Here is a 20,455-nt window from a genome sequence, read left to right as displayed (position 1 = left end):
TGCGAAGGATGGCGGGCGACGCAATTGCGCCCCGCCCGGGCCGTGTTCGAGCCCCGCACCGCGCCTCATCGCTTCGTCCTCCCCTCGTGCCCAACCCGCTCGGCATACAGTTCGCGGAACGTCCGCCCTTCCGGCGCGGCCAGATCGCGGCCTGCCGTCCAGTCCGGCACGGCGCGCAGCGCGCGGATGCGGTCCGTGCCGCCGGCACGCCGGTTCAGATAGCGCACTGCGGTCCGCGCCGCGAATCCGTACAGCGCCGGGCGGGCCGCGACCCAGCCCCACAGCCGCAGCGCGAGCCGTTCGCGCCACGGGCGAAGCTTCAGATCGACCTGCTTCTCGCGCAGCTTGCGCAGCAGTTCCGGCAGCGGAATCTTGACCGGGCAGACGACGCCGCACTGGTTGCACAGCGTCGAGGCGTGCGGCAGGTCGAGCGCATTCTCGATGCCGGTATAGAGCGGCGTCAGCACCGAGCCCATCGGCCCCGGATAGACCCAGCCGTACGCGTGCCCGCCGACGCTCTGATACACCGGACAGTGGTTCATGCACGCGCCGCAGCGGATGCAGCGCAGCATCGGCTCGAACTCGGTGCCGACGAGGCTCGCGCGGCCGTTGTCGACGAGAATGACGTAAAGGTGCTCCGGCCCGTCGAGATCGCCCTCGCCTTTCACCCCGGTCAGCACCGACACGTAGTTCGAGATGCGCTGGCCGGTCGCGGAGCGCGGCAAGAGCCGCATCAGCGTCGAGAAGTCCTCGAGCGTCGGGACGAGCTTCTCGATCCCGGTCACGACGACATGGACTTTCGGCAGCGTCGTCACCATCCGCCCATTGCCCTCGTTCGTCACGAGCGCGGCCGAACCGGTCTCGGCGATGAGAAAGTTCGCGCCGCTGATGCCCATTTCGGCGCTCATGAAATGCTCGCGCAGCACTTCGCGCGCCTCGCGCGCCATGCCGGCGATGTCGTCCTTTTTCGGCGTGTGGTGAGTGCGCGCGAAAAGCTCGGCGACTTCCTCCTTCGACTTGTGGAAGACCGGCGCGATGATGTGCGAAGGCGGCTCGTTGTCGTTGATCTGCAGGATGTATTCACCGAGGTCGGTCTCGACCGGCTCGATTCCGGCGGCCGCGAGCGCCTCGTTGAGGCCGGCCTCTTCCGACAGCATCGACTTCGACTTCGCAGCTTTCGTCACGCCATGGCGGCGCGCGATGTCCACCACGAGCCGGCAGATCTCGGCCCCGTCACGCGCATACAACACTTCGGCCCCGCGGGCGCGCGCCTTGTCCTCGAAAGTCTCGAGCCAGACGTCGAGATTGGCCAGCACACGGTCGCGGATCGCGCTGGCGGCGTCGCGCAGCGCCTCGAAGTCCGCGCCCGGAGCGGCATCGTAGTCGACGACGGCCTGCGCCCGCCCCTCGACGAAGCGGCTCTTGGCCTTGCCGAGGTTCGCCTGCAGCTGGCGGTCCGCGAGTTTGTCGCCGGCCCGCGCCTTGAAGAACATCGCCTGCGAGCGCATCAGTCTTCCCCGGCCAGTACCTCGGCGACATGCAGCACGCGCGTGCGCTCGTCGCCGCGGCGACGCAGCCGGCCTTCGATGTTCAGCATGCAGCCCAGATCCCCGAGCACGACCGCGTCGGCTCCCGTCGCCAGGATGTTGTCGCACTTGCGATCGACGATGCGCGTGGAGATGTCGCCGAACTTCACCGAGAACATGCCGCCGAAGCCGCAGCACTCCTCGCTCGCGGCCATCTCCTTCAGCTCGACGCCCGGCATGTGCGCGAGCAGCGCGCGCGGTTGCGCCTTCACGCCCAGCTCGCGCAGCCCCGAGCAACTGTCGTGGTAGGTCACGGTGCCTTCGAAGTCGCCCGGCACCTTCGCGACGCCGAGCACGGAGACGAGGAAATCTGTCAGTTCGAACGTGCGCGCAGCCAGCGCCCCGGCCCGCGCCGCGACGGCCGGCTCGTCGGCGAACAGCTGCGGGTAATGAACCCGGATCATGCCGCCGCATGACCCCGACGGCACGACCACGTATTCGAGCCCCTCGAATTCGGCGATCAGCTTCAGCGCCAGCGCGCGCGCGACGCGTGTGTCACCGGAGTTGAAGGCCGGTTGTCCGCAGCATGTCTGGGTGGAGGGCACGACGACTTCGCAGCCCGCCGCTTCGAGCAGTCGCAGGGCGGCGAAACCGATGCGCGGGCGCATCAGATCCACCAGGCATGTGACGAACAGGCCGACACGCATTTTCTCTTTCGTCATTCCGACAACCGCCATTTCATTTCACTAGGCGAAATTACGACGCCCGAGTAAACTGTACAAGTTAAGGAAAACCCGCAGTGACCCGCGTGACCTCTCCCCCCGAAACCAAGAATCCGATCCAGGTCGTCGAGCGCATGATGAAGCTGCTCGACGTCCTTGCCCATCACCCCGATCCCGCGCCGCTGAAGCAGATCGCACAGGAGACGGGCCTTCATCCCTCGACCGCCCACCGCATCCTGGGCGCGATGTCGCAAAGCGGTTTCGTTGAGCGCGGCGAAGGCGGCACCTACCGTCTGGGCATCCGCCTGCTGGAGCTGGGGAGCCTGGTGAAGTCGCGCATCTCGCTGCGCGAGACGGCGATGCCGGCGATGCTAAAGCTCCACGCCGCAACCGGCGAGAGCATCAACCTGGGCATTCGCGACGGCGACGAGATCGTCTACGTCGACCGCACGTCGAGCGGTCGCTCGGCCGTGCGCGTCGTGCATATCGTCGGCGCCCGGGCCCCGCTGCACACCACCGCCACCGGCAAGCTTTTCCTCGTCGAGGACGGCCTGGAGCGCGTGCGCGAGTATGCGCGCCGCACCGGCCTGCCGCCCTCGACGCCGGGCTCCATCACCGACCCCGCCGCACTGGAAAAGGAACTCGACAAGGTGCGCCGGCACGGCGTCGCGTTCGACCTCGACGAAGTCGAAAACGGCGTGCGCTGCATCGCTGCCGGGATCCGCGACGATTCCGGCGAACTGATCGCCGGCCTGTCGCTGTCGACCCCGTCGGAACGCTTCAATCCCGACTGCGCCCCCCTCGTGCGCGAAGCCGCCGACGAAATCTCCCGTGCGCTCGGTTACGTCCCGAACCGCGCCTCCCACTGACGAAGGCCGAGCAGCGCCTAGCCGTTGCCGCCCGGGACGATGCTCGCGACGCGCTGGGCACCCACCGCCTCGAGCCACTTCTTGATCCGCACTGCATCGGCGGTGCGCGTGTAGCGCCCGTCCGAATCCATCAGCACGATGATCACCGGCTGGTCGAGCAGCCGGGCCTGCATCACGAGACAGCGCCCCGCCTCGCGGATGTAGCCGGTCTTCGACACGTCGATATCCCATTCGGGACTGCGGACGAGCGAATTGGTGTTGCCGAAGCGATGCATCCGGCCCCGGATCTCGACATGATCTTCGCTGCTCGTCGAAAACTGGCGGATCAGCGGGTAGGTGGACGCCGCCGCCACCATGCGGACGAGATCGCGCGGACTCGAGACGTTGGCGGGATCGAGGCCGGTGCTGTCGCTGAAATGCGTGTCGCCGAGCCCGACCAGGCGGGCTTTCACGTTCATCGCCTGGACGAACGCAGCGATGCCGCCCGGGTAGTTGCGGCCGAGCGCCGAAGCGGCGCGATTTTCCGACGACATCAGCGCCAGGTGCAGCAGCTGCTCGCGCGTGAGCCGGGTGCCGAGCGCGAGCCGCGACCCCGTCCCCTTGATCGTATCGAGATCCTCCTCGGTGATGACGATCTCTTCGGACAGGCTCTGCCCGCCGTCGAGAACCACCATCGCGGTCATCAGCTTCGTGATCGATGCGATCGGCAGCACCGAGTCGCTCTTCTTCTCGAGGATCACTTCGCCGGTCGCCTGATTGACGACGACGAAGGCCGCGGAGCGCAGCTGCGGGTTACCCAGCCGGTCGACTTCGGGCCGAACCTCGACCGGAGCCCTCGGCGCGAGCGGGGCCGCCAGCGAGCGACGAGCAGACACCTTGCGCAGCACCGGTTTGCGCACGGTGGCCTTGCGCACCGTGCCCTTGCGCACCATCGTCGCCTTGGCAGTTTTTTTGCGTATCGTGTAGCGGACCGGCGCCTTTTTGGTCGCGGTCGATTTGGCCGTCCGGGCCCGCTCCTGTCCGGTCGCGGCGGCAGCGGGTTCGATCCCTCCGGTCTGCAGCAGGGCAAGACTCAGCAGGGCAACGACAAGATTGCGGAAAGTCATGGTAGGCGAGCCGGAAAGTGCGCGGGACGGCACTTTTATTTTTAATCAAATTAAGCAGATATCAAGTTTTTTTGAAGTGGATTCAAAAAAACCTCAGACACATTGTTACATCAACATGGCGGGATGGGTTGGCGCTTACACAACTGGCGAAAAAAAAGTTCACAGCCGCAGAAAAGCCGCCACCTCGTCACGGCGCGCGAGGGTGTCCTGGAAGCCCATGTCCATCAGCGCACGCGTGAAGGCCGGCTCGAACAGGAGGTAGGACAGCAGCGTCGAACCCTCGCGACGCATCGCGCCGACCCCGCGCAACAGCGTTCGCAATGCCAGCGGCAGCGTGCCGCGATGACGGCCGGCGATCGCGTCGAGCCGTTTCGACGGCGAGATCACCAAGGTTTCGATCGGCCGCAACGCGAGGCCTGCCGCGTCGCGCTCGGCAGCGGTGAAGGCGTTCAGCGTCGCGTTGATGCGCTCCATGCGCTCCAGATCGACAGTGAGTCCGTCGAGGAAGATGCTCGACAGCGCGTGGCCGGCGATTTGCGCGAGCGGCGGATAGTCTTCGGTGCGCTGGCGCCCCTCTTCGGCGAGCCGGCCTGAACCGATGACGAGGATGCGCTCGGCTCCCATGTGGATGGCGGGGCTGATCGGCGCGAGCTGGCGCATCGAGCCGTCGCCGAAATATTCCCGGTTGATCTTGATCGCCGGAAACACGAACGGAATCGCGCTCGACGCGAGCAGATGCTCGATGCCGAGGCGGGTCGGCATGCCGACGCGCTGGGCGCGGCGCCACGGCAGCACTTCCGGGGCCGCTTCGAAAAATGCGAGGTTCTCGCCGGATGAATAACCGGATGCGGCGACGCTGACCGCATGAAGATGTCCGGCGTCGATCGCACGGCGGATCGCCGAGAAATCGAGCACGCGCTCGAGCAGCGCGCGCAACGGGCTGTTGTCGAGCAGCGAGCGCGGCGTCTGGCGTACCGCCCAGCCGAACATCAGCGCGCCGCCCCAGCGCAATCCGGTGCCCATCAGCGCTGCAGCATCGGCCCGATACACCTGGTCGACGTGGAAATTGCGCCAGATCCACGCCAGCTTGCGCACCCCGGCATTGAAGTCGGACGAAAACACCGCGAGCGTCGCGGCGTTGATGCCGCCGGCCGACGTGCCGCACAGGATCGGGAAGGGGTTTCCCGGCTGCCGCCCCCGGATCTTGCGGATCGCGGCGAGCACGCCGACCTGGTAGGCCGCGCGCGCGCCGCCCCCCGTCAATACCAGCGCCGCCTTCCCTTCCGTCATGCGCCTCCCGCGTCGATCGAACCTGGCGGGGAAATGATGCCACGGCGTGCGGGCAGCTGAGGCGTGCGCGCACTCATGCTGCCCGCGGACTCAGGACTGGCCCTGTGCCGCTTCGACCGCCGTCAATGCAGTCATATTGACGATGCGGCGCACCGTCGCCGACGGCGTCAGGATATGCACGGGCTTGGCCGCGCCGAGCAGGATCGGCCCGATCGTCATGCCTTCGCCGGCGGCCGTCTTGAGCAGGTTGAATGCGATGTTCGCGGCATCGAGCGTCGGGAAGATCAGCAGGTTGGCCGGCTCGCGCATGCGCGAATTCGGGAAGATGCGCAGTCGCAGTTCGGCGTCGAGCGCCGCGTCGCCGTGCATCTCGCCTTCGACCTCGATCTCCGGATGGCGCTCGTGCATCAGGCGCAGCGCCGCGCGCATTTTCTCGGAAGTCGGCGAGTCGGCCGAGCCGAACGACGAATGCGACAGTAGCGCGACTTTGGGCGTCAGGCCGAAGCGCGACATCTCCTCGGCGGCGAGCAGCGTCATCTCGACGATCTGTTCCGGCGACGGGTCGTAATTGACATAGGTATCGGCGAGGAACACCGTGCGCCCGGGCAGGTTGACGACGTTCAGTGCGTAGCAGTTCTTCACGCCCGGTTTGCGGCCGATGACGCTCTCGATGAACTTCAGGTGCAGCGCATGCATCCCGTAGGTGCCGCAGATCAGGCCGTCGCCGTAGCCGTGCTTGAGCAGCAGCGAGCCGATCAGCGTGGTGCGCCGGCGCACCTCCTTCTTCGCGTAATCGACCGACACGCCGCGCCGTTCCATGATCTGGTGGAAATCGGTCCACAGCTCCTTGAAGCGCGGATCGGAATCCGGGTTCACCAGCTCGAAGTCCTGCTCGGCGCGGATGCGCAGCCCGAAGCGCTCGATGTTCGTCGTCACGACCTCCGGGCGGCCGATCAGGATCGGGCTCGCGAGGCCTTCGTCGACGACCGTCTGCACCGCGCGCAGCACGCGCTCGGATTCGCCTTCGGCGAAGATGATGCGCTTGGCCGTGCCGCGCGCGGCGGCGAACACCGGCTTCATGATCATGCCGGAGTGCCAGACGAAGTTGTTGAGCTGGCTGCGGTATGCGTCCCAGTCGCCGATCGGTCGCGTCGCGACGCCCGAGGCCATGCCGGCGATGGCGACGGCCGGGGCGATCTTGACGATCAGGCGCGGGTCGAACGGACGCGGAATGATGTACTCGGGCCCGAAGCCGGACACTTTCTCGCCGTACGCCGCCGCGACGATGTCGCTCTGCTCGGCGCGCGCGAGCTCGGCGATCGCCTTGACGGCAGCGAGCTGCATCTCGTCGGTGATCGTCGTCGCCCCGACGTCGAGCGCGCCGCGGAAAATGAACGGAAAGCACAGCACGTTGTTGACCTGGTTCGGATAGTCCGAACGGCCGGTCGCGATGATCGCGTCGTCGCGCACCGCCTTCACTTCTTCGGGGAGGATCTCCGGCGTCGGATTCGCGAGCGCGAGAATCAGCGGTTTCGCGGCCATTTTCGCGACCATTTCGCGCTTGACGACGCCGCCCGCGGACAACCCGAGCAGCACGTCCGCGCCTTCGATGACTTCGGACAGCGTGCGTGCCGACGTCGGCTTCGCGTAGCGTGCCTTGATCGGGTCCATCAGCGTCGGGCGACCCTCGTAGACCACACCTTCGATGTCGGTGACCCAGATGTTCTCGACCGGGATGCCGAGCTTCTCGAGCAGCCGCAGGCACGCGAGCGCCGCAGCCCCGGCACCGGAGGTCACGAGTTTGACCTTCTTGAGGTCCTTGCCGAGCAGATGCAGGCCGTTGAGCACCGCTGCGCCGACGACGATCGCAGTGCCGTGCTGATCGTCGTGGAACACCGGGATCTTCATCCGCTCACGCAGCTTCGATTCGATGTAGAAGCACTCCGGCGCCTTGATGTCTTCGAGGTTGATGCCGCCGAAAGTCGGCTCGAGTGCGGCGATCATGTCGATCAGCTTGTCGGGGTCGTTTTCGGCGATCTCGAGGTCGAAGACATCGATGCCGGCGAACTTCTTGAACAGCACGCCCTTGCCTTCCATCACCGGCTTGGCCGCCAGTGGGCCGATGTTGCCGAGGCCGAGCACCGCTGTGCCGTTCGTGACCACGCCGATCAGGTTGCTGCGCGCCGTCAGGTTCGCCGCTTCGGCCGGATCCTCGACGATCGCATCGCACGCCGCGGCAACACCGGGGGAATACGCCAGCGACAGGTCGCGCTGGTTCGACAGGACTTTGGTCGGGGTGACCGAAATCTTGCCGGGCTGCGGGTAGCGGTGATAGTCGAGAGCGGCGCTGCGAATCAGTTCATCCATGACGGTCCTTTCGGTTGTTCGTATCGTGATGCATCGGCACCGGACACATTCGTTGTCCGCGGCCCATACGCGGCAGCGTCTTCGGGCGACTCGGGCAAAGGCGCCGCGCCCGTCGAGAGCGAAAGAAAAGCTTTCAATGCCGTTTCGAGCACCTGCCGGCCCGTGGCATAATATTAGGCTTTCGCCGACTGCGGTTAACCCTAGTAGTTTCCACAGTTCGGGAAACGGGGCGGTCACCACGACCCCTCGTCCCCGCCGGCCGCAAGGCTACAGGCTCGACCGACGGGACCGGTTCCGCTTCTGTAATCTGGAGAGCTCGTCGCCATGAATCACCGCTTTTCCGAGGCCGCCCTGGCCGCTACTCCCACCTATGTCCGTCACGAAGGCCTGAAGAAATGGGTCGCCGGCATCGCGGCCCTGACCGAGCCCGAGCGGGTCGTGTGGTGCGATGGTTCGGAGGAAGAATACGACCGCCTGTGCGCCGAAATGGTCGACTCGGGCATGCTGATCAAGCTCAATCCGGAAAAGCGCAAGAATTCCTACCTGGCATGGTCCGACCCGTCCGATGTTGCGCGCGTCGAGGATCGCACTTACATCTGCTCGAAGGACAAGGCCGACGCCGGCCCGACGAACAACTGGGAAGACCCGGCCAGGATGCGCGAGACGCTCGACGGCCTGTTCGCGGGCTGCATGCGCGGGCGCACGATGTACGTGATCCCGTTCTCGATGGGCCCGCTCGGCTCGCCGATCGCGCATATCGGCATCGAGATCTCCGACAGCCCGTACGTCGCCACGAACATGCGCACGATGACCCGCATGGGGCGCGCAGTGTTCGACGTGCTCGGCAGCGATGGCGAATTCGTTCCCTGCGTGCACTCGGTCGGTGCGCCGCTCGCCGACGGCGAACAGGACAGCCGCTGGCCGTGCAACCCCGACACCAAATACATCGTCCATTACCCCGAGACGCGCGAGATCTGGTCGTACGGCTCAGGCTACGGCGGCAACGCGCTGCTCGGCAAGAAGTGCTTCGCGCTGCGCATCGCCTCGACGATGGCGCGTGACGAAGGCTGGCTCGCCGAGCACATGCTGATCCTCGGCGTCGAGTCGCCCGAAGGCGAAAAGACCTACGTCGCCGCCGCGTTCCCGTCGGCCTGCGGCAAGACGAACTTCGCGATGCTGATTCCGCCGAAGAGCTTCGACGGCTGGAAGATCACGACGATCGGCGACGACATCGCGTGGATCAAGCCGGGGAAGGACGGCAAGTTCTATGCGATCAACCCGGAAGCCGGCTTCTTCGGCGTCGCGCCGGGCACGTCCGAGAAGACGAACTTCAACGCGATGGCGACGCTGAAGGAAAACATCATCTTCACCAACGTCGCGCTGACCGATGACGGCGACGTGTGGTGGGAAGGCATGAGCAAGGAAGCGCCTGCCCACCTGATCGACTGGCAGGGCAACGACTGGACGCCCGAGATCGCGAAGCAGACCGGCCGCAAGGCGGCGCACCCGAACTCGCGCTTCACCGCGCCGGCCGCGCAATGTCCGTCGGTCGACCCTATGTGGGAAGACCCCGCCGGCGTGCCGATCTCGGCGTTCATCTTCGGCGGCCGCCGCGCGACGACGGTGCCGCTGGTGTATGAGGCGTTCAACTGGAATTTCGGCGTCTATATGGCCGCGACGCTCGGCTCCGAAACCACTGCAGCGGCGTTCGGCGCGCAGGGCGTCGTGCGGCGCGATCCGTTCGCGATGCTGCCGTTTTGCGGCTACCACATGGGCGACTACTTCAACCACTGGCTGCGGATGGGCCACGTCGTCGAAGACACGCCGAAGATCTTCTGCGTGAACTGGTTCCGCATCAACGAGCGCGGCGAATTCATGTGGCCGGGCTTCGGCGAGAACATGCGCGTGCTCAAGTGGATCGTCGACCGCGTGCGCGGCCGCGTCGGCGGCAAGGAAACCGGCCTCGGCTGGATGCCGAAGTTCGAGGATATCGACTGGACCGGTGCCGATGTCACCCGCGAGCAGTTCGAAGCCCTGACGACCGTCGACGCCGACGCGTGGAAAAAGGAACTCGCGCTGCACAAGGAATGGTTCGACAAGCTGCAGGACCGCCTGCCGCGCGAACTGGTGTTGAAGCGGGAACTCTTCGAACTGACGCTCGCGGTCTGACCCGCGCTGCCGGCGCCGCAGGGGCAGCCGGCGAAAAAGCAAAAGCGCCGATCCGTCGGCGCTTTTTCGTTTCGGTTTCCTGCAATCCGGCACTCAACCGGGCAAGGAAAAGCGCTGCAACCGGATCGACGCGGCGAAAACTCAGGCCCCGGTGGCGACCTGCAGATCACGACCGGCAGCGCTGATCAGCCGCTTCTTCATCGCCAGCACCTTGTTCGCGTATCTCGCCTGCGGATCGCTGCGCGCGCCGCCGTAGTACTGCAGCGCCGCCTGCAGGCTGCCGAAACGGCGCAAGCCTTCGGCGAGCACCTGCGTTCCCACGCGCACGTTCAACTGCGGATCGAAAAGCGGATTTTTCCGCTCGACGTCGCCGATCTTGTCCATGTGAAAGCGTGGGATCACCTGCATCAGGCCCTGCGCACCCATACTGCTCACCGCAACCGGATTGAAGCTCGACTCGATCGCCATCATCGCGACGATCAGCAGGGGATCGATGCCGGATGTTCGCCCATGATGCTCCGCGGCCGCAAGCACCGGCTCGAGCATCGTCGTCGGCACTTTGTAGCGCCTCGCGACGTAGTCCCGCACCCGCCTCATCTCGGACGACAGCCCCCCTTCGGCGCTCGCGTTGCGCGGGGCGGGCAGTATCGCGGGAGTCCGTGGGGCCGGCAGTATCGCGGGAGTCGACAGGGCAACCGCTGCGACCTCCACTGCCGCCTCGCTGGCAGGGAACATGCCGATGTCGGCAAACTTGACGGACTCATGCTTCAGATAGGCGCCGCCGAGCCATCCTGCAGCGAGCATCCCCACCACCAGTGAAGCCTGAACAAAATGAACAACGACGTTGGCGGTAGTGCGTCTGCGCCCGTCGCCCTGAGTTGCGTGGACCATGGTTCCTCCGTGCTGTGATCAGGCACATCGATGTCCCGCCGTGGGCCAAAAATCGGCGCAACGGAGCCCCGGGTATTGCATCGGGCGGGGAACCGGTCGCGGACGGAATGTCGCCACCGGCTATCGAAGTACTCGGTCTTCAGTGGTCGTTCAGGCAAGCCGCCGCAACTTGACGACGTGCCCCCGCGGTGCGCGCGGCCATGCTTGTCTGCGCCGTGTGGGAAGGGAAATTCCGGCGCCGCACCTAACCAGATCAATCGAATCAGAGTGTTGCTGTCAGCTGCTGCGATGCAACAACAATTGCAATGTATTTACAGGAAGGTTTTCTGTCAACGCGCGCGGCGCAAGATCAGGGCCCCCCCACCAGACTTCGGGCGCAAAGCGTGACACGGCGCGGGGATTTGGAATTGTGAGGAAATGTGGCTTTTACGCAAAACTGCGCCTCGCCACTTGACCGGATGTTTCTTCCACGAGCGAAATCCCGCCAATTCGGCTGGCTCGTGCACCGGCTCATGCATTTGGCCAAAACTACTTTTCAACGTACACTCTTTCGTCCCTCGAACAGCCAGAGGAGACGAATCGATGGGTGAAATCGCCGCAGAAATCCATTTCGCCGCCCAGGAAGTGCAGGCTTCCGCAGTCGATAGCATGAACGACCCATTGCGCCTGCGCGGACCCGGCGCAGAGGGCACCTTCCGGTCTCTGTCGCTTTCGCTCACCGGCGCGTGAGGCGCGACGAGCGATTTCCCCCCGAGGAAATGCACAGGCCCGACCGGCACGAACACTTTCCCGCCCCCTTCCCGACGAGCCATCATGTTTCGTGAATTGATCAACAACAACACGCTCCAGGACTGGAGCTACGCGCTGCTCGCCGTCATCGGCAGCATGCTCGTCCTGCATACCGTGCGCCGGCTGCTGCTCGCGCGCCTGACGGCGATCGCGCCGACGACCGACAACGGCATCGACGACTTCCTCGTCGAACTCCTTTCGGTGACCCGGATCCTGCTCGGCGCCGCGATCGGCCTCTACGTCGCGACGCGCTTCCTGACGCTGCCCGAAGCGCTCACGACGGTCGTCAACCGCCTCTTCGTCGGCCTGCTCCTGCTGCAGGCGGGCTTCTGGGCGAACCGCGGCTTCGATTTCTGGCTGCGACGCCGTTTCAGCGTTGCCACGCCGGGCGACCCCGGCGCGCGCGCGATGACGCGCTCGCTGCTCGCGTTCATCGGCCGCGTCGTGCTGTGGGCGCTGGTGCTGCTGCTGATCCTCGACAATCTCGGGCTCGACGTCACCGCGCTGATCGCGAGCCTCGGCATCGGCGGCATCGCAGTCGCGCTCGCAGTGCAGAACATCCTCGGCGACCTCTTTGCGTCGCTGTCGATCGCGGTCGACCAGCCTTTCGTGATCGGCGACTTCATCATCGTTGACGACCTGATGGGCACTGTCGAGCACGTCGGCCTCAAGACGACCCGCGTGCGCAGCCTCAGCGGCGAGCAGATCATCTTCTCGAACAACGATCTGCTGAAGAGCCGCATCCGCAACTACAAGCGCATGCAGGAGCGGCGCATCGCGTTCCAGATCGGCGTCACGTACGACACCCCGGCCGAGCGCCTCGAAGAGATTCCGGGCCTGATCCGCGCGGCGATCGAGGCGCAGCAGGGGAAGATCCGCTTCGACCGCGCGCATTTCAAGGGCTTCGGCCCATCGTCGCTCGACTTCGAAGCGGTCTATATCGTCCTGAGTGCGGATTTCAACGTCTACATGGACGTGCAGCAGGCGATCAACCTTCAGCTCGTGCGCGCGTTCGCCGAGCGCGACGTCGAGTTCGCGTTCCCGACGCAGACGCTGCACGTCGACGGCCGCCTGCAGGTCGAACGCGGGTTGCAGACGGCTGAGCCCGACGCGGGGAAACCCGAGGGGCGGCGGCTGTCGCCGGCGCCGGAAGCACCGCAATCCTGGGCGAAAGCAGGCACCTGACAATGTTCGTGCGCACTAGCTGGGGTGAAGCTGTTTTTACCTCGACCGGCGGGACAAAACGGCGAGGGACCATCACCGCTGCGCGCGGCAGCTTTCGGTGTAGCGCCGCGCGTCCGCGATGAACGCGAAGAAATCCGACTCGAAGCCGGCGTAGTCCGACTGCAGTTCGGCGCCGCTGCCGGCCAAAGGGTTGGTGCGCCGCAGCCGCAACGCGATGCGGTCGAGCGCATGCGAGGTCGCATCGACCGAGCGGTACGAACCGAACCAGTCCGCGCCGATAATGCGCGGGAGCAGGTCGACCAGCAGGGGCGGCAGCATCGACGCGTTCGCTTCCAGCAGCGCGTACTGCTGCGCCGTGAAGACGTCGAGCGGCTCGTCGCGGAATCGGCTCCAGTGCAGCGCGAGACAGTGGTCGTAGAACATGTCGACCATCACGCCCCCGACGCGCCGGCGCGCGGTCGACACCCTTGAACGGCTGCGGACGAAGGCCGCATGGGTATCGGCGAAGACGTCGATCTGCCGATGCAGTCGCACCCCGGCGGCGACATCCGGCGGCAGGCCGGCCGGCAGCGGCCCTTTAACGAAGTCACCGATCAGCCCGCCGAGCCGGTCCGCGGGCGAGTCACCGGCGAGATAGACGTGCGCAAGGAAGTTCATCGCCGCACCGGCTCAGGCGAAGACGCCGGCGAGCCAGGCGATGAAATCCCGCACCACTGCCCGCTTGTGCTGCGCCGGCGTCGCGACGGCGTAATACGTGAAAGGTGCCGGCGCGGTCACGCCGAACAGCGGCACCAGCCGGCCGGTGTCGACCCACGCTGCCGACAGCCTGCGGGTGCCGACGGCGGCGCCGAGCCCCGCCGCGGCGACCTCGAACAGCATCCCGAGATCGTTGAACACGGCGCCGCGCTCAGGCTCTGGCCAGTCGAGCCCGGCGGCGGCGAAACACGGCCGCCACGGCAGCAGCGGCGAGCGCAGCAGTTCGGCGCGGGCGAGATCGGCAACGCCGCGCAGGGCGCGTGCCGCAACCCACTGCGGCGCGGCGAGCGGCATGACGACGTCGTCGAACAGCTTGCACACCGTGCGCTCCGGATAGTCCCCACGCCCCCAGCGCACTTCGACGTCCGCGGTCTCGGCCGTGACGTCCTGCAGCGGGATCGACAGGTGCATCTCGACTTCGACTTCCGGGTGCGAGCGCAGGTACTCGGGCAGGCGCGCCATCAGCAATTGCCGCGCGAAAGTCGGCGGCAGCGACACGCGCAGCCGCTCGCGCTCGGGCTGCAGCAGCGCGCCCGCCTGCGCGAGCTTGCCGAACGCCTCGCGCACGCTCTCGAGGTACAGCCGCCCCACCGTGGTCGGGCGCACCCCGGCCGGCGTGCGTTCGAACAACGGCGTGCCGAGCATCGCTTCGAGCTGGCGGATACGGTGGCTGACGGCGCTCGGCGTCACGCACAGCTCGTCCGCCGCCTGCGCGAAACCGCCGAGCCGGGCCGCGGCCTCGAAAGCGGCCAGCGCATGCATCGGCGGAACGCGGCGCACGACGCTGCTCATCGCCCACCGTCCGCCGCGGGCCGTGGGACCGCCTCACGGCGAAAACGGTCGACCGGATGGTCATCGAAATCGGGGTCGGACACCAATGGCACCAGTCTCGAGCAAAGCCCTTGTGGATCATCGACGGGGACGTGCGCACGGAACACGCCGACGCCAGAATCGGCGCCACGGACGGTGCGGCGAAAGTCGATTGTACCGTTCAATCCCTGCAGTTTGGGCGTCCCGGGCGGCAACCCAGTCGCCGCCGGGAGACCTTCACTGCAGCCGCATCAGCGGCTTGTGGCACCCACAGCTGCCTGCACTTCGCGAACAGACTCGATGAGCGCGGCGGCTGAGTCGTCCGCAGCCCCCTGCCAGCGGTCGAAATGCAACAAGGTTTCGAGCGGCCGGCGTGCCAACCAGCCGGCGGACTCCAGCTCCGGCTTGCGGTAAAAATGGCTGACGTGGCCGATGCACAGGTACGCGACCGGGACGATGCCGGACGGAATGTCGAGCGCTTCGCGCAGCGCCTTCTGGTGGAAGATGCTGACCCACCCGACACCGAGGCCTTCGGCACGTGCGGCGAGCCACAGGTTCTGCACCGCGCACACCGAACTGTAGACGTCCATCGTCTTGATATGCGTGCGGCCGACGACAACCGGCCCGTTGCGGCTGCGGTCGCAGGTGATGCACAGGTTGACCGGCGCTTCGAGGATGCCTTCGAGCTTGAGACTGCGATACGTGTCGCGCTTGTCGCCTTCGAACATCAGCGCGGCTTCGGCATGTGCGGTGCGGAACGCTTCATGCACCCGGCTCTTGACCTCGGGCGAGCGCACGACGATGAAATCCCACGGCTGCATGAAACCCACCGACGGCGCGTGGTGTGCGGCGTTGAGCACGCGCGCGAGCACCTCGTCCGGGATCGGCTGCGGCGTGAACTGGCCACGCACGTCGCGCCGCGTGTAGATCGCGCGATACACCGCCGCCTTCTCGTCGTCGCTGAACGAAGGCTGGTCCTGCTGTTGCTGCATGGAGCTGCTCATGGATAGTCCCCTTGAGTGGAGCAGTCGGGCACCGCGGTCCAGGCGGCTGCCAATAAGTCTCGAGGCCGGTCTTCCGACTGAGGCTCGACTCGTCCGGGCGCCTTCCCGGCTTTCGCCAGTGGCTGACGCCTGCCCGGACGATCCTCATCACGGCGCTGGGCACGTGGCGGAATCGCACCGCCTTCCCGATTCTCCCGCGCGGGCGCGGGCACCTCGAGACGGTTCAAAAAACGTTGTGCGCTTCGTTCGGTCTCCTTCGCGGCGCAACGCGTCAAGGCGCTCGGCCGAACAGCCCGGCAACCGCGGCTGGGTTCGACGGAAAATAGAAATGCACGTACGACGCCGTCACACGCCCGCGACGGTAGATCGCTTCGCCGTCGCGCCCGTCGGGCGTGCGTGCGCGCAGCAGCGGCGGCAACGGCGTGTCCGACTTCGAATAGTGGAAGGTGTGGCCGGCGAGCTGCCCTTCCGGGAGCTCGGCGACCTGCATCCCGAGCGCTGCGAGCCGCGGCTGCATCACCGCGCGTCCGGGCAGCAGGCCGACGAGCGGGTGCGGCTGCCCGGCCGTGTCGACGATCTCGTCGAACAAGCTCATCATGCCGCCGCATTCCGCGAGTACCGGTCTGCCGGCGGCAGCATGCGCATGCAGCGCGTCGTGAAAACCGATATTGGCAGCGATCGCCGCCGCATGCAGCTCCGGATAGCCGCCGGGCAGCCACACCGCGTCGCAATCGGGCAGCGCGTCGCCGGCGAGCGGCGAGAAGAACGCAAGCCGAGCGCCGAGCGCCGAGAGCGTGTCGAGGTTCGCCGGATAGATGAAGCCGTACGCCGCATCCCGCGCGATCGCGATCGTCGTGCCGGCGAGCAGCGGCCGGATCTCCGGCATGCCGGCCGCGGGAAACGACACCGGTGGCGGCAGCTCGGCCGCCCCGGTCGCAGCGAGCGCATCGGCAAGCCGGTCGAGGCGCTCGACGAGGTCGCCGATTTCGGCCGCCTGCAGCACGCCGAGATGGCGCTCCGGCAGCGCGGCTTGCGGCTCGCGCGCGACTGCACCGTACCAGCGCATCCCGTCCGGCAGCGCGGCGCGCAGCATTGCCCCATGCCCCTCACTGCCGACGTGGTTCGCGAGCACGCCCGAAAACGGCAGATCGGGCTCGTAATGTGCGAGGCCGCACGCGATCGCGCCGAACGTCTGCGCCATCGCCCGCGCATCGATCACGGCGAGGACCGGCAAACCGAAGCGGCGCGCGATGTCGGCGCCCGACGGCGCCCCGTCGAAGAGCCCCATGACGCCTTCGACGAGGATCAGGTCCGCATCGGCCGCGACGCGATGCAGCCGCCACGCGGCGTCAACCTCGCCGCACATGCCGAGGTCGAGGTTGTACACCGGCGCGCCGCTTGCGACGGCATGGATCTGCGGGTCGAGGAAATCCGGGCCGCACTTGAACACCCGCACCTGCCGCCCCTGGCGCGCATGCAGACGGGCGAGCGCCGCGGTGACAGTGGTCTTGCCCTGGCCGGACGCCGGAGCAGCGACGAACAGGGCCGGGCACGAAGCCGGGGCCAATTCGGTTGCGGAAGTCATCGGGAGTCAGCTCGGGGGCAATGGTCGTCAGGTGGCGGAGCCGCGGTCCGGCTCCGGGTGTACGACGGTGCAACCGACATGCGGCGCGTGCCGCAGAGGGTCGACCTGCTCGGGCGAAAACCACGCGAGTCGCGGGTACAGGCCGACGACGTCGCCGACGATCGTCAGTGCGGGCGGACGGATGTCGGCCTCGCGAACGACGTCGGCAAGCGTTGCGAGCGTGCCGACCGCGACGCGCTGCGCCAGAGTCGTGCCCCGCTCGACGACGCCGGCAGGGGTCGCCGCCGGGAGCCCATGCGCGATCAGCTGCCGGCAGATTTCGGCGAGCCGCGAAATGCCCATGTAGACGACGAGCGTCTGACCGGGCCGCGCGAGCATCGGCCAGTCGAGGTCGAGCGCGCCGTCCTTGAGAAAGCCGGTCGTGAAGATCACCGAGCGCGCGTGCTCGCGATGCGTCAGCGGAATGCCGGCGTACGCGGCGATGCCAGCCGCGGCGGTGACGCCGGGGACGACTTCGACGGTGATTCCCGCGCCGACGAGCACTTCCATCTCCTCACCGCCGCGGCCGAAAATGAACGGATCGCCGCCCTTGAGCCGCACGACGCGCTTGCCGGCCTGGGCGAGCCGCACGAGCAGGCGGTTGATCTCGCCCTGCGGCAGCGTGTGGTCCGACGCCTTCTTGCCGACGTAATGGCGTTCGGCCGTGGGCGGCGCGAGATCGACGATCACCGGGCTGACGAGGTTGTCGAAGACGACGGCGTCGGCGCCTGCGATCAGGCGCGCACCGCGCAAGGTCAGCAACTCGGGGTCGCCGGGACCGGCGCCGACGAGATAGACGTGGCCCGCGACCGGACCGGGACGCGGCGAGGGAATATCAGGCAGTGACATCGTTTTCTCTCGACTCCATTGCAGTATCGACCCAACCCCTCAAGACCGGGCCGGATAGTGGAAAAAGCGCGCCCAGTCAGAACTCGATGCCCGGCATCGCTTTCACACCGGCCGAAAACGCGTGCTTCACCGGCCCCATCTCGGTGACTGTGTCGGCGACGGCGATCAGTTCCGGCGGCGCGGCGCGCCCGGTGACGACGACGTGCTGGGCGGCTGGACGCGCGACGAGGTCGGCGACGACGCGCTCGACGTCGAGGTAACGATATTTCAACGCGATGTTCAGTTCGTCGAGCACGACGAGGCTGATTGCCGGATCACGCAGCAGCGCCCGCGCCTGCTCCCACGCCGCTTCCGCGGTCGCGACGTCGCGCGCCCGGTCCTGCGTATCCCACGTGAAGCCTTCGCCCATCACGTGCCAGACCACGCCCGGCTGGCGGCGGAAGAACGCTTCCTCGCCGGTGTCCGAGCGTCCCTTGACGAACTGCACGACGCCGACTTTCATGCCGTGGCCGAGTGCGCGCGCGACGACGCCGAACGCCGCACTCGATTTCCCCTTGCCGTTGCCGGTATTGACCACCAGCACGCCGCGTTCGATCTGCGCGGCGGCGATTTTTTCGTCGATGACCGTCTTCTTGCGCTGCATGCGTGCGGCGTGGCGGGCATCTTTTTCGATCGATTCGTTCATGGCTCAGTCCGGAAGAAAAACGGTTCGCCCGTCGACCGCGACGCGGCAGATCGGATGGTTGTACGCATGGCTCAGGCGGTCCGCCTGCAGCACTTCATCGCGCGCGCCGGCGATGACGCCGCCACGGCCGTCGAGCAGGATCACATGATCGGCGAAGCGCGCCGCGAGGTTGATGTCGTGCAGCACCATCACGACGCCGCGTCCGGCCCGCGCAAGCCGCGCGAACAGCTCGAGCGCCGCGACCTGGTAATGCAGATCGAGATGGTTCGTCGGTTCGTCGAGCAGGAACAGGCGCGGCGCCTGTGCGAGCAACGCGGCGATCGACACGCGCTGCCGCTCGCCGCCGGACAGGCTCAGGATGTCGCGCCCGGCGAGCTCGGCGAGCCCGACTTCGGCGAGCGCCGCGCGTGCGATCGCGACGTCGTCGTCGCTTTCCCAGCCCCAGCGGCCGAGATGCGGATGGCGGCCGACGAGCGCGGTCTGCAGCACCGTCGCGGAGAAATGATCCGGCTGCTGCTGCGGCAACAGCCCGCGAAAGCGCGCCGCGGCAAGGGAGTCCCAGTCGGCGTACTGCCGCCTGCCGAGCCGCACGCTGCCGACCGACGGCTCGCGCAGGCCCGCGAGCGTATGCAGCAGTGTCGTCTTGCCGGCGCCGTTCGGTCCGAGCAGCACGAGACACTCGCCGGCAGCTAGGCGCAGGCTGAATTCGCAGCACAGCCAGCGCTCGCCCACTCTCAGCGCGAGGCGGTCCGCTTCGAGGAGGATTTCGGCGGCGGCGTTCATCGCGGGTGGCGCGACAGCAGGAACAGGAACACCGGCACGCCGATCAGCGCCGTCAGCACGCCGACCGGCAGCTGTATCGGTGCGATCACCGTGCGCGCTGCAGTGTCGGCGACCGTCAGCAGCGCGCCGCCGGCGAGCATCGCAGCGGGCAGCAGCACGCGCTGGTCGTTGCCGAGGACGAAGCGCACCAGGTGCGGGACGATCAGCCCGACGAAACCGACCGAACCGATCAGCGTCACCGCCGCGGCGGTCAGCAGCGACGCAAGCACATACAGTAGATAGCGCAGTCGCTCGACGCGCACGCCGAGCGCACGCGCTGACAGCTCGCCGCGCGCGAGCACGTTGAGGTCGCGCGCGAACGGCAGCACCGCGACCAGCCCCACGCCCATCAGTACCAGCGCCGGCCACGGCCGCGACGCCCCGGACGCGTCGCCCATCAGCCAGAACAGCATCGACTGCAAGCGGGTATCGGTCGCGAGCGACAGCATCAGCGTCACTGCCGCGCCGCAACCGGCGGCGACGATGACACCGGTCAGCAGCAGCCGCGTCTGCGTCCACGACCCGTCGCCGTGCGCGAGCCCGAACACCAGCAGCATCGCGCCGAGCGCGCCCGCGAACGCCGCCGCATCGACGAGCCACGGCGCGAGGCCCAGCAGCATCGCGCCGAGCGCCCCGACCGCCGCGCCGCCGGAGATGCCGAGCACGTACGGGTCGGCGAGCGGGTTCCTCAGCAGCACCTGCATCAGCGCGCCGGCGATCGCGAGCAGTCCGCCGCACGCGAACACCGCGACCGCGCGCGGCAGGCGCAGTTCGCGCACGACCGTCGCCGGCATCCCTTCGGCGCCCGCGAAAAGCGCCGCGACGATGTCGGAAAACGGGATCGCGAAGTCGCCGGCCGACAGCGCCCATGCGAGCGCGAGTGCGCCGGAGAGCGCTAACGATCCGAGCGTGACGAGGATGTTCCGCTGCGAAGTCATGTGCTTGCCGAACTCCTGGCCCCGGCGGGATCGCTGAGTCGCTGCCCCGCCGG

At 67.2% G+C, this 20,455-nt stretch carries 18 protein-coding genes and 1 riboswitch; of the genes, 4 read left to right on the top strand and 14 right to left on the bottom strand.

Features of this window, described 5'->3' with window-relative positions:
* Positions 1-65: 65 nt before the first annotated feature.
* Positions 66-1,508 (bottom strand): LutB/LldF family L-lactate oxidation iron-sulfur protein, encoded by a 1,443-nt coding sequence (locus tag GO608_RS05940; protein WP_169199743.1) that lies wholly within the window; start codon positions 1,506-1,508, stop codon positions 66-68.
* Complete coding sequence (locus tag GO608_RS05935) at positions 1,508-2,248, bottom strand: (Fe-S)-binding protein (protein WP_211159515.1); 741 nt, start codon at positions 2,246-2,248, stop codon at positions 1,508-1,510. The genes GO608_RS05940 and GO608_RS05935 overlap by 1 nt, the downstream gene beginning before the upstream one ends.
* A gap of 134 nt (positions 2,249-2,382) precedes the next feature.
* On the opposite strand from GO608_RS05935, the gene GO608_RS05930 reads away from it, so the two are divergent.
* Positions 2,383-3,117 carry an IclR family transcriptional regulator gene (locus GO608_RS05930; RefSeq protein WP_211159518.1) on the top strand — a complete coding sequence of 245 codons (735 nt, stop codon included), beginning with the start codon at positions 2,383-2,385 and terminating at the stop codon, positions 3,115-3,117.
* 17 nt (positions 3,118-3,134) lie between these two features.
* On the opposite strand, the gene GO608_RS05925 is transcribed toward GO608_RS05930, so the two are convergent.
* The 3 genes from GO608_RS05925 to GO608_RS05915 form a co-directional block, all read right to left on the bottom strand.
* Positions 3,135-4,223, bottom strand: a complete 1,089-nt coding sequence (locus GO608_RS05925; protein ID WP_169199745.1) for a serine hydrolase — start codon at positions 4,221-4,223, stop codon at positions 3,135-3,137.
* Positions 4,224-4,382: 159 nt separating this feature from the next.
* Positions 4,383-5,513: a patatin-like phospholipase family protein gene (locus GO608_RS05920; protein WP_169199746.1), complete on the bottom strand. Its 1,131-nt coding sequence runs from the start codon at positions 5,511-5,513 to the stop codon at positions 4,383-4,385.
* A gap of 90 nt (positions 5,514-5,603) precedes the next feature.
* Entirely contained in the window at positions 5,604-7,880 is a 2,277-nt protein-coding gene (locus tag GO608_RS05915) for an NADP-dependent malic enzyme (protein ID WP_169199747.1), read from the bottom strand.
* A 324-nt stretch (positions 7,881-8,204) separates the two neighbouring features.
* On the opposite strand from GO608_RS05915, the gene GO608_RS05910 reads away from it, so the two are divergent.
* Positions 8,205-10,049, top strand: coding sequence for a phosphoenolpyruvate carboxykinase (GTP) (locus GO608_RS05910; RefSeq protein ID WP_169199748.1), 1,845 nt, complete (start codon positions 8,205-8,207; stop codon positions 10,047-10,049).
* Positions 10,050-10,190: 141 nt separating this feature from the next.
* Here the strand turns inward: GO608_RS05910 and GO608_RS05905 are convergent, their stop codons facing one another.
* Positions 10,191-10,940 carry a transglycosylase SLT domain-containing protein gene (locus tag GO608_RS05905; protein ID WP_211159516.1) on the bottom strand — a complete coding sequence of 250 codons (750 nt, stop codon included), beginning with the start codon at positions 10,938-10,940 and terminating at the stop codon, positions 10,191-10,193.
* A gap of 582 nt (positions 10,941-11,522) precedes the next feature.
* Here GO608_RS05905 and GO608_RS05900 point away from each other — a divergent pair.
* On the top strand, positions 11,523-11,669 hold the full coding sequence (locus tag GO608_RS05900; RefSeq protein WP_169199749.1) for a hypothetical protein: 147 nt from the start codon (positions 11,523-11,525) through the stop codon (positions 11,667-11,669).
* 84 nt (positions 11,670-11,753) lie between these two features.
* Complete coding sequence (locus GO608_RS05895; protein WP_169199750.1) at positions 11,754-12,914, top strand: mechanosensitive ion channel family protein; 1,161 nt, start codon at positions 11,754-11,756, stop codon at positions 12,912-12,914.
* Positions 12,915-12,986: 72 nt separating this feature from the next.
* Here the strand turns inward: GO608_RS05895 and GO608_RS05890 are convergent, their stop codons facing one another.
* The 8 genes from GO608_RS05890 to GO608_RS05855 form a co-directional block, all read right to left on the bottom strand.
* On the bottom strand, positions 12,987-13,571 hold the full coding sequence (locus tag GO608_RS05890; protein ID WP_169199751.1) for an acyl carrier protein phosphodiesterase: 585 nt from the start codon (positions 13,569-13,571) through the stop codon (positions 12,987-12,989).
* A 12-nt stretch (positions 13,572-13,583) separates the two neighbouring features.
* Positions 13,584-14,462 (bottom strand): LysR substrate-binding domain-containing protein, encoded by an 879-nt coding sequence (locus GO608_RS05885; RefSeq protein ID WP_169199752.1) that lies wholly within the window; start codon positions 14,460-14,462, stop codon positions 13,584-13,586.
* Positions 14,463-14,731: 269 nt separating this feature from the next.
* Positions 14,732-15,484 (bottom strand): 5,6-dimethylbenzimidazole synthase, encoded by a 753-nt coding sequence (gene bluB / locus GO608_RS05880; RefSeq protein WP_169199753.1) that lies wholly within the window; start codon positions 15,482-15,484, stop codon positions 14,732-14,734.
* A gap of 46 nt (positions 15,485-15,530) precedes the next feature.
* Positions 15,531-15,715, bottom strand: a riboswitch (cobalamin riboswitch).
* A 40-nt stretch (positions 15,716-15,755) separates the two neighbouring features.
* Positions 15,756-17,069: a cobyrinic acid a,c-diamide synthase CobB gene (locus GO608_RS05875; RefSeq protein ID WP_169199754.1), complete on the bottom strand. Its 1,314-nt coding sequence runs from the start codon at positions 17,067-17,069 to the stop codon at positions 15,756-15,758.
* Between the two features lie 27 nt (positions 17,070-17,096).
* Positions 17,097-17,957, bottom strand: a complete 861-nt coding sequence (gene cobA / locus GO608_RS05870; RefSeq protein WP_169199755.1) for a uroporphyrinogen-III C-methyltransferase — start codon at positions 17,955-17,957, stop codon at positions 17,097-17,099.
* A gap of 76 nt (positions 17,958-18,033) precedes the next feature.
* Positions 18,034-18,642 (bottom strand): cob(I)yrinic acid a,c-diamide adenosyltransferase, encoded by a 609-nt coding sequence (gene cobO, locus GO608_RS05865; protein WP_169199756.1) that lies wholly within the window; start codon positions 18,640-18,642, stop codon positions 18,034-18,036.
* A gap of 3 nt (positions 18,643-18,645) precedes the next feature.
* The gene (locus GO608_RS05860; RefSeq protein WP_169199757.1) at positions 18,646-19,425 is read right to left on the bottom strand and encodes an ABC transporter ATP-binding protein; all 780 of its coding nucleotides are present in this window, start codon (positions 19,423-19,425) and stop codon (positions 18,646-18,648) included.
* Positions 19,422-20,402, bottom strand: coding sequence for a FecCD family ABC transporter permease (locus tag GO608_RS05855; protein WP_169199758.1), 981 nt, complete (start codon positions 20,400-20,402; stop codon positions 19,422-19,424). Before GO608_RS05855 ends, GO608_RS05860 begins: the two co-directional genes overlap by 4 nt.
* Positions 20,403-20,455: the final 53 nt, after the last annotated feature.

Origin of the sequence: Aromatoleum buckelii (genome assembly GCF_012910785.2) — a bacterium.
Taxonomy (GTDB): domain Bacteria; phylum Pseudomonadota; class Gammaproteobacteria; order Burkholderiales; family Rhodocyclaceae; genus Aromatoleum; species Aromatoleum buckelii.
This window is presented reverse-complemented; position numbering and strand designations above follow the sequence as displayed.